We start from the raw sequence: 14,402 nt of genomic DNA, 5'->3' as shown, positions 1-14,402 counted from the left end.
CAGAATGAGGGGATGACCCCGTCGCCTGAGTCGCCCGCCTCGCCCGAGTCCGTCACGCGTGAGTTCACCATCGTGGTCGAGGCGCCCCCCGCTCGCGTCTGGGAGGCGCTCCTCTCGCCGGAGTACACCACGGAGTGGTGGTTCGCGAACACGGTCGAGTCGAGCTGGGAGGCGGGCGCGCCCGTGACCTACCTCGATGAGGACGGCCTCGCCTCCGTGGCCGGGGTGGTGCTGGAGTGCTCGCCGCCCGAGCACCTCGCCACCACGTTCCGGCCGGTGTGGTCGGAGGAGGCTGCCCGGCACGTCGAGACGCGCGTGGACTGGATGCTCACCGTCGCCGACGGGGCGGCCGACCCGGAGAGCACGAGGGTGAGGCTGCGGCACTCGGGTCTCGTGCCGGGCAGTGTGCTCGACCACGAGACGGCGCCGGGGTGGGAGTACCTGCTCGAGAGCCTGAAGGCGCTCGCCGAGCGCTGACCCCTCGTGCCCGTCACCGTCGATGTGTACACTGTTCACATCGATGAGGGCAGCGGGGGATCTCCTCTGTCGGTGGAATACGCAAGACTCGTTCCGACGTTGACCTCGAGGTACGCCGCTTCGCGCCTCGCGCCGACCGTCTCCTCCTTACCTCCGCACATTTCGCCACTACGCCGACGGGATCCTCCGTGACCGAAACCTCCTCACTCACCGCTGCGGCCGCCCCGGCCGAGGGCGGGGTCGAGCGCCGCAACTCGCTCGTCATCAACCTGCTGCTCGTCTCGGCCTTCGTGGTCATCCTGAACGAGACCATCATGGGTGTGGCCATCCCGCACCTCGTGGTCGACCTGAACATCACCGCGGTGGCCGCGCAGTGGCTCTCGACCGCGTTCATGCTCACGATGGCCGTCGTCATCCCGATCACCGGCTTCCTGCTGCAGCGGTTCAACACGCGGCCCATCTTCATCGCGGCGATGTCGCTGTTCTCCCTCGGCACGCTCATCGCGGCGATCGCCCCCGGCTTCGAGATCCTGCTGGCCGCCCGTGTGGTGCAGGCCAGCGGAACCGCCATCATGATGCCCCTGCTCATGACCACGGTCATGACGCTCGTGCCGCCGGCGATGCGCGGGCGCAAGATGGGCAACATCTCGATCGTCATCTCGGTGGCCCCGGCCATCGGCCCCACGATCTCGGGGATCATCCTGAGCACGCTCTCCTGGCGCTGGATGTTCCTGATCGTGCTGCCGATCGCCGTCGGCGCCCTCGTGCTCGGCGCCATGCGGGTGCAGAACGTCACCACGCCCCGCGCCGTGCCGATCGATGTCGTGTCGATCATCCTCTCGGCCTTCGGCTTCGGCGGGCTCGTCTACGGGCTCAGCAACCTCGGCGGGGCCTCGGCCACCTTCCTCTCGAGCTGGATGCCGCTGCTGGTCGGGCTGGTCGCCCTCGCCGTGTTCGTGCTGCGCCAGCGGGTGCTGCAGCGCGGCGACCGGGCGCTGCTCGACCTGCGCACCTTCCGCTCGAGCACCTTCACGCTGTCGATCGTGCTGATGGCCATCAGCATGCTGGCCCTGTTCGGCACCATCATCGTGCTGCCGTTCTTCATGCAGAACGTGCTGCGGCTGGATGCACTGACCACCGGCCTGCTCCTCCTGCCCGGCGGCCTCGTCATGGGCGCTCTCGCCCCGCTCGTGGGCCGTCTCTACGACCGGTTCGGCCCGACGCCCCTCGTGGTGCCCGGCGCGATCGTCGTGAGCGCGGCGCTGTGGGGCCTCACCATGGTGAACGAGTCCACCTCGATGTGGTTCGTGCTCGCGGCTCACGTGACGCTCTCGGCGGGTCTCGCCTTCATGTTCACGCCGCTGTTCACGGCGAGCCTGGGCTCCCTGCGTCCCAAGCTCTACTCGCACGGCTCGGCGATCGTCGGCACCGTGCAGCAGCTGGCCGGTGCGGCCGGAACGGCCCTGTTCATCGCCGTGATGGCGGGTGTCACCGCCTCTCAGCAGGCCGCGGGCGCGGCACCGATCACGGCGGCCGCCTCGGGCATCCAGGCGGCCTTCCTCTGCGGGGCGATCATCTCGACGATCGGCGTCGTGGCGGCCTTCTTCGTGCGCCGTCCGGCAGGGGTCTCAGCCGACGACGAGCACGCCCTCGAGGGCGAGGCCGGCGTCGCCGCCGAGGGGGCGCCGTTCGCGGGCCACTGAGCCACCGGTGAGCTTCTGTTCGACTGTCGCGTCCGCCGATCCGATCCGTCAGATCTGCGGACGCGGCGGCGTCGGAGGTGCTTCGGGCAACCCGATGTCGAAGATGCGATCGATCAAACGCACTGTTCGCTCGGTCAGCGAGTCGCCGGGGTAGTACGCCTCGAATAGAGCTTCGGCGCCCGCTGTCGTGGTGATGCCGACGAGGGCGAGCAGGCGGGCGATGTCGTCGGTGTCGCGCCCTGGGCGACCGGCGAGCAACTTCATCGCGAGCAGAGCTTCGACCGGTGCGACGGAGATCGAGACCGTCCCGTCGTCGTAGAGGGTCAGCCAATCGACCTCCTTTCCCCAGCGCGGGATGAACATCGCCGCGTCCGCATTGAGCCAATCAGGCGGCCAATGGCGGTCGGCGCCGATCGCGGCGGCGATCTTCCGGATGTCGTCCAGCGGAGTGATCTCTGCGTCGATGTCGGCCGTCGTGTCGCGCTCGAAATAGGCGAGACGGAGAGCCGCGCCGCCGATGAGGCGGATACTCGTCTGAGCCAGCCCGGCCTCGTGGGCGCGGAGCACCACCTCGCGGAGCCCGGTCACGAGGTCGTCGCGATCGAGGAGCCCGGCCATCAGACGCTAGCCAGCGTGGCGTACTCGAGCAGCACGTTGCGTCGGAGCAACTCCCGAGGGATCTGCTCCGTCTTCGGCTCGAGATCGTAGTGCGAGAGATGCGGAGCTGTCGGGGACGCGAGCGTTCGGCTGCCGTCCGTCAACCATGACGCGGCGGGCAGCGCCTCCTCGTTGAGCCAGTGCTCGGCCACGCCGGCGATCGCGGCATCCCAAGCGACCGATCCGGTGGGGAATGGTTCGGTGATGGTCAAGGCCACCCGATTCACCCCGTGCGCTTTGCGGAGCCCGTCGGAGTAGTCGAGGAGTCGTCGGAGGGCGCTCTCGCGCTCGTCGACGCCCGAGCGCAGAGAGCGGGAGATGCCCTCGGCGGTCGTCGGTGCATCCGGCGCGATCACGGGAACGGCGATCAGTGAGTATCCCGCGGTGTTGAGCAGGCGCTCGAGCGTGCTGACGCTCGGGTTCTTCGCGCCGCGTTCGATGTGCGAGATCTCCGCCTGGCTCGTCTGCGCTCGCGCGGACAGTGCGGCCTGGGTGATCTTGCCGCCGTGCCGGCCCGCGCGCAGGAGGGCAGCTGCGGTCATGATGTGCTCCTTGGGTTGGTCAGACTATATCTGATCAGACATATATTCGATAGCGAAGTTCCAATGAAAGGCCAGATTATGCGGCGGCCGGAAGCGAAACGGGCCGTCCGCGCGATCTGTGGAGAGCGCATCCGTTGTCCACAGGAGGTGGGGGCGAGGGCCCGTGTCGGCGGGCGGCGCTAGGTTGGCTGAATGAGCGAAGCGATCTCCCGTGACGACGTGCTCCAGGTGTGCCAGGAGCTGCCGGCGACCACCGACGAGCGGCCGTTCGGCCCCGAGACGGCGGTGGCGAAGGTCGTGGGCAAGGTGTTCGCCATCACACCGCTCGACGCCGAGCCCGCGAGCGTGACCCTCAAGGCCGCTCCCGCCCACGCCGAGGCGCTCGTGCGAGACCACGCCTGGATCACCCCGGGCTATCACATGAACAAGCGGCACTGGGTGACGGTGACCCTCGGCCCGGATGCGGATGCCGAGCTCGTGAAAGACCTCGTCGTCAACTCCTACGACCTCGTCGTGGCCGGCCTCCCGCGCCACCAGCGGCCCTGAGGCAGCAAGAGGAACGGGGTGCCGGCCCGATCGGCCGACACCCCGTTCCTCAGACGCGAGTGGTCACTGGCATTCGTTCGCCTGCTCCGAGACCCCGAGTCCCAGGCTGTTGAGGCCGCCCAGGAGGATCAGGATGTCGGGGTCCAACGAACTGTTGAAGATCCCGTCCCAGGAGGGCTGCGGGTAGCAGTACTGCCGGGCGAGGAAGAGCGGTGCGCCGATCGCTGCAGCGACCGGGCCCCCCGAGAGAGCATCGGCGAAGCCGCTGCCGGACGCGACGAATGCGAACTTGTGGTACCCCGGGAAGAAGGACGCGTTGATGGCGGCAGCGACCGCGAAGCGGTCTTGGCCTCCGAACCGGAGGACCTGCTGCGAGAAGGCCTCATCGAGAGCCGCTTCGATTCCGGCGCTCACGGTGTTCACTCCACCGGCGATGAACGCCGAATGCGCACCCAGCCGACTGATCGACTCGCGGGTGGCGAGGTCGAGGTCGCTGCTCGACCCGGGCACCAGCAGCACGGGACTGTTCGTCGTGCCCGCGGCAGGTCCTGCGGCGAGTGCGTCGGGGAAGTTCGATCCGGTGGCGACGAACACAGATTCGGCGCCGCCGACGCAGGCGCTTCTGGGGGCGTCGGGCGCCAGCCCGCAATACGCGTAATCGGCGATGTTGCGGGAGACCTCATAGCGGTCGGCGCCGCCGATGCGGAGGATCGAGGACTGGATGCCGGCCAGCTGGGTGAAGACGGCGTCGGAGATCGTGGCCGAGCCACCGACGACGACGATCTTGTGAGGTTGGAGGTAGTTCAGCGCATCGAGCGTGGTCGCCGGGATGCTGTCGTGCGTGACGAGGAGCAGGCCACCCTGTTCCTTGGCGGCGGCCGGTCCTGCGCTCAGCGCATCCGGGTACTTCTCGCCGCTGGCGATGTAGATCACGGGGACGCCCGGGTCGAAGACATCACGATCGAGCTGGGCGGCGACGTCGTAGCGGTCGGTGCCGGCGTACTGAACGTAGTAGAACGAGCCATCGGGCTCGATCAGCGGATGCACTCCGGATCCACCCGACGGCGACGTCGACAGGGGCGAGGGCGCCGGAGGGAACGAGTTGGCGACGACGGCGTTCGCGGGCGCGGGGATCGCCAGCAGCGTGCCGACCAGGATCGTCACCGCCCCGACGGCTGTGGCGCCGCGTCGAATTCGTGCTGTGATGGCGCGCGCGCCGGGACGTGTCTGCATGCATTCCCCCCAAGGGATCCGGCGCACCCGGGCACCGCGTGCCCTGTCGACAAGTGTCGCCAGGCAGAGTTTATGACATTCCTATGACCGGCAGATGACGCCGCCGTCAGAGCCGCGCGATGCGCGCGATGTCGTCGAGGAATTCCGCCGCCACCTCGTCGGAGACCGTGCGGCGGGTCGACCGCACGGCCTCGAGGTAGTCGCTCGTGAACGGCCCGTCGGCACCGGGCCCACCCGCCCCGCCGGCCCCGTGCAGCGCCCGCTCGAGCGCCGCCTGCGAGGCCTTGCGCGCCGCGAACTCGATGTCGGCGGGCGTGAAGCCCTCGGTGTGCGCCACGAGCTCGCCGACGTCGACCGAGGCCGCGGCCGCGACCTCCCGGGGCAGGTAGCCCGACCAGATGGCCCGGCGCGCATCCGCGTCGGGCAGGCCGATCGGCACCACGTAGTCGAAGCGCCCATGGCGCAGGAAGGCCGTGTCGACGGCCCGGATGAAGTTGGTGGCGCAGATCAGCAGCCGCCCCGACTGCTCGCGGAACTCGGGGATGAGCTTCAGCAGCTCGTTCGTCACCCCTTGCGTGGGCGACGGCGGCTCGCCCTGCCGGTGCGAGGCGATCTCCTCGACCTCGTCGATGAACACCACGGCGTGCTCGAGCTCCGAGATCTTCTGGAAGGTCTCGCGCAGCGCCCCGGCGAGACCCTTCGGGTCGCCGGCGAGCCGCGAGGGGAACACCTCCACGAACGACCACTCCAGACGCGAGGCCACGGCCTTCGCGAAGGTGGTCTTGCCGGTGCCGGGCGGCCCGAAGAGCATCACGGCGCGCGGCGGCACCACGCCGAAGCGCTCCGCGAGGCCGGGCTCGGCGAGCGGGGTCACCAGCCGCAGCTCGAGCATCTCCTTCTCGGTCTGCATGCCGCCGACGCCCTCCCACAGCCCGCGGGGCAGGATGCGGCCGCCGAGTTCGCGCAGCACCACCAGTTCTTCGCGCTGCACCGGGAGCTCGCGCTCGACGTAGCGCAGGTTCTTCTTCAGCTCGAAGCCCTGCGCCACGAAGTCGTCGAGCCGGGTCTGCGACTCCGGCATGAGGGCGGAGAGCTTGGCGAGGCCGAGCGGGGCCATGTGCCGTTCGAGCGCGGCGAGCATCCGGGCCCCGACGCCCGTGTCGCGCACCGAGTCGTCGGTCGCGAAGAAGACGATCCAGCCCTGAGCGTGTGCAGCGCGACCCACGGCGGCGCCCACCAGCCGGTCGCCCTCCACCGCCACGACCGAGTGGTCGAACTGGCAGGAGGCGATGACCTCCGAGAGCGCGTAGACGGGCTCGGCCCCGGATGCCCGAGCCTGCTCCCACAGATGCAGGATGCCGTCGAGGTCGTCGGGGTGGAAGTCACGGATGTTCGGGGTCGCCATTGATCCCTCTCCCGCGCGCGGCGCGCGGCGCTAGTGGTGGGTCAGGCGTACCAGACCTTGATCTTGCCGACGGTCGAGTAAAGCGGCGCGAGCAGGGCCAGGAACGGCACGAACATGCGCAGGAAGTAGACGAGCGCGGTGATCTCGATCAGGTCGCCCACCGCGAACAGTGCGATGGCGAGCACGCCCGCGATCAGCGAGTTGGTGAAGGCGCGCAGGCTCGTGATGGCCGTGGCGGCGAAGCCGACCGAGGCGAAGACGAGGCCGGTGTCGACCACGAGGGCGCCCCAGCGCGGGTCGGCGATGTGCGGCGCGATGATCCACAGCACGATCGCGATCACCCAGAACAGCACGAACACGCCGCCCTTCAGCGGCTTCGGCAGTTCTTTCACCGGCGGTTCAGGCAGAACAACGGTCGTCACGGCGGATGCTCCTTCTCGAGTGGCGCGACCGGGTGGGGTCACGCGTGTCTGAGACGACTCTACCGGCTCGTCAGCCGTCGAAACGGCTGCGGCTGTCGAGGATCTCCTGCTCGTGCGCCTGCGTCCATCGCACGAAGGCCTCGACGGGCGACATGAGGGTGCGCCCGAGCGCGGTGAGAGCGTATTCCACCCGCGGCGGCGACTCGGGGTAGCTCGTGCGCGAGACGAGTCCGTCGCGTTCGAGCGAGCGGAGCGTTCGGGTGAGCATCCGGTGCGAGATCCCCTCGATGGCGGCCATCAGCCCGGTGAAGCGCACCGGGCCGTCGCCGAGGGCCCGGATGACGAGCATCGACCATCGGTCGGCGGTCATGGTGAACACGTCTCGTACGAGGGTGCGGATGCCGGGCTCGAAGCAGAGGGCGCCTCGCGCGTGCCCGTCGGCGGTCGCCCCGACGGAATCCGGTTTCGGCGAGGTGCTCGTGGGGGCCTGCGTCATGGCGCGAGACGTCCTCTCGTGTTCGTGGGGCACATCGAAGTGCGCGACCGCGGGCGGGATTATTCCGCGCATCCGCTGGCTTCGCACTACTGACAACGCGCATCACGCACGAAAAGTTCCTTAGGAGAAGACATGACGAAGATCGGCATCATCCTCGGTTCGACCCGCCCCGGACGCAAGGGCGAGCAGGTGGCGAAGTGGGTGCTCGACATCGCCCGAAAGCGCAGCGACGCCGAGTTCGAGCTCATCGACCTGGCAGACTTCCCGCTGCCGCACTTCGACGAAGCCGGCTCGCCGAAGCTGGGAAGCTACCAGAACGCGCACACCAAGGCGTGGTCGGCCGAGATCGCGCGCTTCGACGGCTACGTGTTCGTGACGCCGGAATACAACCACTCCACCTCGGGCGTGCTGAAGAACGCGCTCGACTACCTGTACACCGAGTGGAACAACAAGGCGGCGGCCTTCGTGAGCTACGGCGGCGTCGGCGGCGCCCGGGCGGTGGAGCACCTGCGGCTCGTGGCCTCCGAGCTGCAGCTCGCCACCGTTCGCGCGCAGGTGGCCATCTCGTTGATGACGGAGTTCGAGAACTTCTCCACCTTCGCGCCCCACGACTACCTGCTGCCCCTGGTCGACGAGATGCTCGACCAGCTCGTGGCCTGGACGAAGGCGCTCGAGCCGCTGCACGCACCGGTCGCGGCCTGAGCCCCGTCCGCACTCAGCGCAGCGAGAGCGCCGTCCACGACACCGGGGGCAGCGTGACCGTGAGGGTTCCCTCGCCGAGTTCGACACTGTCGCTCTCGGCGAGGCCGACCCGCTCGGTGTCGCCCAGCACGTTCTTGGCGTAGACGTCGTCGTCGGCGAGGGTCAGCGCCTCGAGAACGGCGACCCCGCCGAGCGCGGCCGTGTCGATGGTGACCGTGGCGGCATCCGTCTGGCTGCGGTTGACGAGGAACACGGAGGTGAGCCCGGTCTCGCGGTCGTGCGTGGCCACCGCGTCGATGAGCGGCACCACGCCGTAGCCCGCGGTCTCGTAGCTGTCGGCCTCGAGCTTCACCGAGAGCGCCTCGCCGGTGGCGAGCCGCGAGGTGACGGCGAAGGGGAAGAAGGTGGTCTGGCGCCAGGCTGGGCCGTCGGGCTCGGTCATGATCGGGGCGATCACGTTAACGAGCTGGGCGAGGGATGCGCTGGTCACCCGGTCGGCGTGCCGCAGCAGCGAGATGAGCAGGTTGCCGAACACCACGGCGTCGGCCACGGAGTACGAGTCCTCGAGGAGGCGCGGGGCCACCGGCCAGTTGTCGACGCCTTCGATCTTGTCGACCTGGTGGTAGCGGTCGAGGTACCAGACGTTCCACTCGTCGAAGGAGATGTTGATCGTCTTCTCGCTGCCCAGCACAGCCTTCACGTGGTCGGCCGTCGCGACGACGGTCTCGATGAAGTGGTCCATGTCGACGGCCGAGGCCAGGAAGCTCCCGAGGTCGCCGTTCTTCTCCTCGTAGTAGGCGTGGCAGGAGATGTAGTCGACGTCGTCGTAGGTGTGGGTGAGCACCACCCGCTCCCACTCGCCGAAGGTGGGCATGTGCGCGCTCGACGAGCCGCAGGCCACGAGTTCGAGCGAGGGGTCGATCTGGCGCATCGCCTTCGCCGTCTGCGAGGCGATCTTGCCGTAGTCGTCGGCCGAGCGGTGCCCGAGCTGCCAGGGGCCGTCCATCTCGTTGCCGAGGCACCACATCTTCACGCCGAAGGCATCCTTCTGGCCGTTCGCCACCCGCTGGTCGCTGAGCGCGGTTCCCGAGGCGATGTTGGAGTACTCGAGGATGTCGAGCGCCTCGAGCGTGCCGCGGGTGCCGAGGTTGATGGCGAGCATGAGCTCGCTGTCGACCTTGCCGAGCCAGTTCGAGAACTCGTGCAGCCCCACCTCGTTGGTCTCGGTGGAGTGCCAGGCGAGGTCGAGCCGGCGCGGGCGGTCGGCGACCGGGCCCACGCTGTCCTCCCAGCGGAACCCCGACACGAAGTTGCCGCCGGGGTAGCGGATGGCCGAGACGCCGAGCTCCTTGACGAGGGCGATGACGTCTTCGCGGAAGCCGTCGGCATCCGCGGTGCTGTGCCCGGGTTCGTAGATGCCGTCGTAGACGCACCGGCCGAGGTGTTCGACGAACGAGCCGAAGAGGCGGCGGTTGACCTTTCCGACGGTGAAGTGGGGGTCGATGGTGAGGCGTGCGTTGACCATGGGTGTCTTTCGGAGTCGGCGCCGGGAGCGACGCAGGAGAGAAGAGGGAGAGGAGGGGACTGCTACTTGAGGGCGCCGAGCGAGAGGCCGCCCTGCCAGTACTTCTGCAGCGACAGGAACGCGATGATCAGCGGGATGATCGACACCAGCGAGCCCACGACGATCAGCGTGTAGAGCGAGGTGCCTCCGCCGTTGTTCGAGGCGGCGAGGGCCTGCCAGCCGCCGAGTCCGACCGTGACCGGGTAGAGGTTCTGGTCGCTCAGCACGGCCAGGGGCAGGAAGTAGTTGTTCCAGGTGCCCACCACCGAGAGCAGCAGCACGGTCACCACCGCGGGTCGCATGAGGGGCAGCCCCACGCGCAGGAAGGTGCGGAACTCGCCCGACCCGTCGACCCGCGCGGCGTCGAGCAGCTCGTCGGGGATCGCATCCGCGGCGTACACGCGCATCAGGTAGACGCCGAACGGACTGAGCAGCGACGGCAGGATGACGGCCCAGATGGTGTTGGTGAGGTGCAGCTGCGACATCAGCATGAAGGTCGGGATGACCAGGGCCGTGAGCGGCACCATCACCGAGCCGAGCAGGATGGCGAACGAGAAGTCGCGCCCCTTGAACCGGTACTTGGCGAAGCCGTAGCCGGCGAGCACGGCCAGCACGGTCGCGCCGACGCCCCCGACCAGCGAGTAGAGCGCCGAGTTGCCGAGCCAGCGCAGGTAGATGCCGCCCTTGTAGGTGAACAGCTCCTGCAGGTTGGCCCAGAGGTTGAAGTTCTTGTCGAACCACAGCGCCCCGCCGGTGCCGGTGAACAGGCCCTGAGGGTCTTTCGTCGAGGCCACGAACAGCCACCAGAGCGGCAGCAGGAAGTACAGGATGAGGGCCACCAGGAAGATGTGCGCCGTGATGTTGCGGCGGGGCTTCGGCCGGCGCAGCTCCCGGGAGCGTTCGCGGGCGGCGGTGAGACCGTCGGAGGACGGGGTGACGAGTGCGGCGGTCATGATGAGAACCCTCCCCGGCGCTTGCGGGTGGTGAAGAGGAAGATGTACACCGCGGCGAACACCACGATGCCGAGCGCGAACGAGATGGTCGACGCGTAGTTGAACTGCGAGAACTGGAACGCCAGGTTGTAGGCGTAGATGTTCGGCGTGAAGCTGGCGGTGATGGCGCCGTTGGCGATCGGCTTCAGCACCTGCGGCTCGGTGAAGAACTGCAGCGTGCCGATCAGGGCGAACACCAGGATGAGCACCAGGGCGCTCGAGATCATCGGCACCTTCACGCGCAGCGCGATCTGCCGCGGGTTGGCGCCGTCGATGCGCGCGGCCTCGTAGACGCTGGGGTCGATGCCGCGGAGCGCCGCGTAGATGATGATCATGTAGTAGCCGGCCCACTGCCAGACCACGACGTTGAGCAGGCCGCCGAAGATGTTGCCCGAGCTCAGGATGTCGGGCGCCGACTGGTTGAAGGCCCCGAAGATGCTCGTCAGCGGCCCGAACACGGGGCTGTAGAGGAAGCCCCACATGAGCGTGCCGATGACGGCGGGGATGGCGTAGGGCACGAAGATCGCGAGGCGCGAGAACTTCGCCAGCCGTGTGGTGAGGGAATCGAGCACCAGGGCGGCCGCGAGCGAGACCGCCATCTGGACGGGGATGAGCACGACGGCGAAGCGGATGACGAACCACACGCCGCCGAGGAACTCCGGGTCGCTGAACGCCTTCACGTAGTTGCCGAGCCCGCTGAAGACCGTGCCGGTGGCGAGGCCCTTCGAGAACAGGCTGAGGTAGAAGGCGTAGAGCAGCGGCGCCACGAGGAAGACGAGGAACACCACCCCGAAGGGGGCGATGAAGAGCCAGCCGATCCAGGCCCTTCTGATCGAGCGCCGGCGGCGCGGCTTCGGCGACGTCGCCTCGGCCTTCGTCGCGGCATCCGGGTGCGCCCGGGAGGAGGCGACCGCGGCGGCGGGGTTGGTCATGGTCAGTCCTTACTGTCGACCGGTGTGGGGAGGGGATGCTGCGGGGCGTCTGGGTCGACGCCCCGCAGCATCCGGTGCGGGATGCGCCGGGCTACTTGACGGTGAAGCCCTGGCTCTTCGCGTACTCCGTCATCGTGCTCTGCAGGTCGTCCAGCGCCTGCGGGCCGGTCTTGCTGCCGTCGATGATCGACACCATCGACTTCGTCAGCTCCGAGTAGTAGTACGTGGTGAAGGGGCTGTAGGTGTAGCCGGGGTAGGCGTTCTCCGCGGGGATGTAGACCTCGCCGTTGGCCTTCTGGCCGTTGAAGAAGGCGATCGGCGCATCCGCGAAGGACTGCGAGGTGAGCACCTGCTGGTTCAGCGGGAAGATGGTCTGCGTGTCGATGCCGTCCTGCAGCTCCTCCTGTGAGGCGTAGAGCTCCATCGCCACGGTCGAGGAGAGGTCCTTGTCCTTGGCCTGCGTGGTGACCGCGAAGGTCGATCCGCCCCAGTTCACCGAGACGGGCTTCGAGGCGTCCCACTGGGGGAGCGGGGCGACCTGCCACTCGGCGCCACCGGTCGCGGCGCCGCCGGCGCCGGTGAGGTAGCCCGGTGCCCAGGCGGCCGAGACGTAGGTGGCGTAGGAGCCGTTCGCGAGCCCGGCCACGTAGTCGGTGGTGAACTGGTCTTGCGTGTCGACGAGCTTCTTCGACACGAGGTCCTGCCAGTAGCTGGCGACCTTCTGGCTGCCCGCGTCGTTCAGCTTGATGCCGATCGACTGCGGGTTCGAGGAGTCGTAGTCCCAGGCGGTCTGGCCGTTCTGGGTCATCAGGGCGGTGAACCAGGCCGGCACGTTGCTGCCGAAGTCGCCCATGAAGGGGCCGCCGGCATCCTTGAGCTTCTGCGCGGCCGCGGCGTACTCGTCCCAGGTGGTGGGGATGGCGATGCCGTACTTCTTGAAGATGTCGGCACGGTAGATCATGGCCATCGGTCCGCCGTCGACCGGGATGGCGTAGACCGAGCTGCCGCTCGAGACGTCTTTCCAGGCGCCGTCGCTGAAGTTGCCCTTGACCTTGTCGGCGCCGTGCTGGCTGAGGTCGACGAGAGCGTTCTGGATCTCGAAGCCCGGCAGCACCTCGGCCTCGAGCATGATGACGTCGGGGGCTCCGGTGCCGGCGGCGATCGCCGTGGAGAACTTGGCGTACTCGTCACCGCCCTGGCCGGCGTTCGACCAGCAGACCTGCACGTTGTCGTGCGATTTGTTGAACATGTCCACCACGGTGTTGATGTTCGGGTACCACGCCCAGACCGACACCTGCGGGGCGTCGGGGTGCACGATCGTGTTGCTGCACGAGCCCGCGTCGCCACCGGCGGCGGAGTCGGTGCTCGTGCCGGAACCCACATCGGGCGTACATGCTGCCAGGGCGACGAGCAGGATGCCTGCACTCGTTGCGGCCAGCAGGTTCTTCATCGTCGAAGCCATCCGAATCCTCCTTGATTCTGTGTTTTACAACGTTGTACAGTAAACGTTGTAGCCACATCTTGCTGGAGGCCCCGCGACGCTGTCAAGTGCACGACCCGAATTGCCGACCGAGTCGTTACCGAGCCGCGCGGGGTGCCCCGGCGGGTCGTCGTCGACCCCTCAGGCGAAGGTCGTCGACTCGCGCTGCACCAGCCTGATCGCGGTCTCGTGCTCCCGCGGCGCGATCGATCCGGGCTCCGCGGCGATGCGCTCGAGCAGCCAGCCGACGGCCACCTCTGCGATCTCCGCGCGGCCGGGATCGATGGTCGACAGCGTGGGCAGCGAGTAGCGGGTCTCGTCGATGTCGTCGAAGCCGATGAAGGCCACGTCGTCGGGAACCCGCAGCCCCGCCTCCTGCACCACCCGCATCGCGCCGAGGGCCAGGGAGTCGTTGAAGGCGACCACGCCGTCGAAGGGGATGCCGGATGCCATGGTCGCGCGCATCGCCTCCGCCCCGTTGAAGCGGTGCCAGTTTCCGACGTTCACCACGAGCTCCGGGCGGAACGGCACGCCGGCCGCTTCGAGTGCCTCGGTGTAGCCCCGCAGACGCAGGCCGGCCGATCCGATCACCTCGTCCTCGTGGGCGCCCAGCGCCAGGATGCGCTGCCGGCCCAGCGAGAGCAGGTGCTCCGTCGCGCGCCTCGAGCCGTCGACGTTCGGCATGGTGACGTGGTCGGTGGGCCCGTTGTAGATGCGGTCGCCGAGCAGCACCAGGGGCGTGGAGATGTCGAGGAGGTCGGCATCCTCCTGGCCGAGGGCCAGCACGCTGTAGAGGATGCCGTCGACCATCTGCATGCGCGGCCCCCGCAGGATCTCGAGCTCGGCCTGCTTGTCGGCGCCGCCCATCTGCTCGATCAGCACGTAGAGCCCGCGCTTGTGCGCCGCGGTCATCACGGCGTCGGCGAGCTCGGCGAAGTAGGCGTTCCGCAGGTCGGGGATGATCAGGCCGATGGCGCCGCTGCGCCCCGAGCGCAGCCCGCGCGCCGAGAGGTTGGGGCGGTAGTCGAGCTCGGCGATCGCCGCGAGCACCTTCTCGCGGGTGTCGGGCCGGATGTGCGGGTAGTCGTGGATGACGTTGGAGACGGTCTTGATCGACACCCCGGCCAGTCGGGCGACGTCGTGGAGCGTAATCGACATGGCGGAAGACTACAACGATGGAGAACGACAACGAGTGTGGCTGAACGCGGCGCGTTCGGTTGTCGTCGGCTGTCGACCACAGCAGAGTGGAGG

At 68.4% G+C, this 14,402-nt stretch carries 15 protein-coding genes; 4 read left to right on the top strand and 11 right to left on the bottom strand.

From position 1 onward, the window contains the following. Positions 1 to 12: 12 nt before the first annotated feature. Both VD659_RS00855 and VD659_RS00850 read left to right on the top strand, forming a co-directional pair. The gene (locus VD659_RS00855; protein ID WP_423259211.1) at positions 13 to 477 is read left to right on the top strand and encodes an SRPBCC domain-containing protein; all 465 of its coding nucleotides are present in this window, start codon (positions 13 to 15) and stop codon (positions 475 to 477) included. A 188-nt stretch (positions 478 to 665) separates the two neighbouring features. After that, a complete protein-coding gene (locus VD659_RS00850; protein WP_423259210.1) occupies positions 666 to 2,180 on the top strand; it encodes an MDR family MFS transporter in 1,515 nt (504 codons plus the stop codon). 48 nt (positions 2,181 to 2,228) lie between these two features. On the opposite strand, the gene VD659_RS00845 is transcribed toward VD659_RS00850, so the two are convergent. Together VD659_RS00845 and VD659_RS00840 are read right to left on the bottom strand one after the other, a co-directional pair. After that, on the bottom strand, positions 2,229 to 2,768 hold the full coding sequence (locus tag VD659_RS00845; RefSeq protein ID WP_423259209.1) for a hypothetical protein: 540 nt from the start codon (positions 2,766 to 2,768) through the stop codon (positions 2,229 to 2,231). Positions 2,769 to 2,797: 29 nt separating this feature from the next. After that, complete coding sequence (locus VD659_RS00840; protein WP_423259208.1) at positions 2,798 to 3,379, bottom strand: helix-turn-helix domain-containing protein; 582 nt, start codon at positions 3,377 to 3,379, stop codon at positions 2,798 to 2,800. Between the two features lie 192 nt (positions 3,380 to 3,571). Here VD659_RS00840 and VD659_RS00835 point away from each other — a divergent pair, with 192 nt between their 5' ends. After that, positions 3,572 to 3,925: an MmcQ/YjbR family DNA-binding protein gene (locus VD659_RS00835; RefSeq protein ID WP_423259207.1), complete on the top strand. Its 354-nt coding sequence runs from the start codon at positions 3,572 to 3,574 to the stop codon at positions 3,923 to 3,925. A gap of 63 nt (positions 3,926 to 3,988) precedes the next feature. Here VD659_RS00835 and VD659_RS00830 read toward each other — a convergent pair whose 3' ends face one another. The 4 genes from VD659_RS00830 to VD659_RS00815 form a co-directional block, all read right to left on the bottom strand. Continuing rightward, entirely contained in the window at positions 3,989 to 5,158 is a 1,170-nt protein-coding gene (locus VD659_RS00830) for a cell wall-binding repeat-containing protein (protein WP_423259206.1), read from the bottom strand. A gap of 106 nt (positions 5,159 to 5,264) precedes the next feature. Continuing rightward, positions 5,265 to 6,563, bottom strand: a complete 1,299-nt coding sequence (locus VD659_RS00825; protein WP_423259205.1) for an ATP-binding protein — start codon at positions 6,561 to 6,563, stop codon at positions 5,265 to 5,267. 41 nt (positions 6,564 to 6,604) lie between these two features. Then, positions 6,605 to 6,985, bottom strand: a complete 381-nt coding sequence (locus VD659_RS00820) for a hypothetical protein (protein WP_423259204.1) — start codon at positions 6,983 to 6,985, stop codon at positions 6,605 to 6,607. Positions 6,986 to 7,055: 70 nt separating this feature from the next. Then, positions 7,056 to 7,481, bottom strand: a complete 426-nt coding sequence (locus VD659_RS00815; protein WP_423259203.1) for a winged helix-turn-helix transcriptional regulator — start codon at positions 7,479 to 7,481, stop codon at positions 7,056 to 7,058. Positions 7,482 to 7,613: 132 nt separating this feature from the next. Between VD659_RS00815 and VD659_RS00810 the strand changes: the two genes are divergently transcribed. Beyond that, positions 7,614 to 8,183, top strand: a complete 570-nt coding sequence (locus VD659_RS00810) for an NADPH-dependent FMN reductase (RefSeq protein WP_423259202.1) — start codon at positions 7,614 to 7,616, stop codon at positions 8,181 to 8,183. 13 nt (positions 8,184 to 8,196) lie between these two features. On the opposite strand, the gene VD659_RS00805 is transcribed toward VD659_RS00810, so the two are convergent. From VD659_RS00805 to VD659_RS00785, 5 genes are all read right to left on the bottom strand, one after another. Beyond that, positions 8,197 to 9,708 (bottom strand): alpha-N-arabinofuranosidase, encoded by a 1,512-nt coding sequence (locus VD659_RS00805; RefSeq protein ID WP_423259201.1) that lies wholly within the window; start codon positions 9,706 to 9,708, stop codon positions 8,197 to 8,199. 62 nt (positions 9,709 to 9,770) lie between these two features. Then, positions 9,771 to 10,700, bottom strand: a complete 930-nt coding sequence (locus tag VD659_RS00800; RefSeq protein WP_423259200.1) for a carbohydrate ABC transporter permease — start codon at positions 10,698 to 10,700, stop codon at positions 9,771 to 9,773. Further along, positions 10,697 to 11,671, bottom strand: a complete 975-nt coding sequence (locus VD659_RS00795) for a carbohydrate ABC transporter permease (protein ID WP_423259199.1) — start codon at positions 11,669 to 11,671, stop codon at positions 10,697 to 10,699. Before VD659_RS00795 ends, VD659_RS00800 begins: the two co-directional genes overlap by 4 nt. 91 nt (positions 11,672 to 11,762) lie before the next feature. Beyond that, on the bottom strand, positions 11,763 to 13,133 hold the full coding sequence (locus VD659_RS00790) for an ABC transporter substrate-binding protein (protein ID WP_423259198.1): 1,371 nt from the start codon (positions 13,131 to 13,133) through the stop codon (positions 11,763 to 11,765). A gap of 159 nt (positions 13,134 to 13,292) precedes the next feature. Then, complete coding sequence (locus tag VD659_RS00785) at positions 13,293 to 14,309, bottom strand: LacI family DNA-binding transcriptional regulator (RefSeq protein ID WP_423259197.1); 1,017 nt, start codon at positions 14,307 to 14,309, stop codon at positions 13,293 to 13,295. Between the last annotated feature and the right edge of the window lie 93 nt (positions 14,310 to 14,402).

It is taken from the genome of Herbiconiux sp. 11R-BC (assembly GCF_049472555.1).
Classification (GTDB): Bacteria; Actinomycetota; Actinomycetes; order Actinomycetales; family Microbacteriaceae; genus Herbiconiux.
The sequence above is the reverse complement of the archived record's forward strand: the minus strand, read 5'-3'. Positions and strand labels throughout refer to the sequence as shown.

What these genes read in the sequence shown, in the direction of transcription:
- VD659_RS00815 (WP_423259203.1), bottom strand. Translation starts at nt 7,481, where the DNA reads ATGACGCAGGCCCCCACGAGCACCTCGCCGAAACCGGATTCCGTCGGG.
- VD659_RS00825 (WP_423259205.1), bottom strand. Translation starts at nt 6,563, where the DNA reads ATGGCGACCCCGAACATCCGTGACTTCCACCCCGACGACCTCGACGGC.
- VD659_RS00855 (WP_423259211.1), top strand. Translation starts at nt 13, where the DNA reads ATGACCCCGTCGCCTGAGTCGCCCGCCTCGCCCGAGTCCGTCACGCGT.
- VD659_RS00785 (WP_423259197.1), bottom strand. Translation starts at nt 14,309, where the DNA reads ATGTCGATTACGCTCCACGACGTCGCCCGACTGGCCGGGGTGTCGATC.
- VD659_RS00795 (WP_423259199.1), bottom strand. Translation starts at nt 11,671, where the DNA reads ATGACCAACCCCGCCGCCGCGGTCGCCTCCTCCCGGGCGCACCCGGAT.
- VD659_RS00800 (WP_423259200.1), bottom strand. Translation starts at nt 10,700, where the DNA reads ATGACCGCCGCACTCGTCACCCCGTCCTCCGACGGTCTCACCGCCGCC.
- VD659_RS00835 (WP_423259207.1), top strand. Translation starts at nt 3,572, where the DNA reads ATGAGCGAAGCGATCTCCCGTGACGACGTGCTCCAGGTGTGCCAGGAG.
- VD659_RS00830 (WP_423259206.1), bottom strand. Translation starts at nt 5,158, where the DNA reads ATGCAGACACGTCCCGGCGCGCGCGCCATCACAGCACGAATTCGACGC.
- VD659_RS00810 (WP_423259202.1), top strand. Translation starts at nt 7,614, where the DNA reads ATGACGAAGATCGGCATCATCCTCGGTTCGACCCGCCCCGGACGCAAG.
- VD659_RS00790 (WP_423259198.1), bottom strand. Translation starts at nt 13,133, where the DNA reads ATGGCTTCGACGATGAAGAACCTGCTGGCCGCAACGAGTGCAGGCATC.
- VD659_RS00840 (WP_423259208.1), bottom strand. Translation starts at nt 3,379, where the DNA reads ATGACCGCAGCTGCCCTCCTGCGCGCGGGCCGGCACGGCGGCAAGATC.
- VD659_RS00805 (WP_423259201.1), bottom strand. Translation starts at nt 9,708, where the DNA reads ATGGTCAACGCACGCCTCACCATCGACCCCCACTTCACCGTCGGAAAG.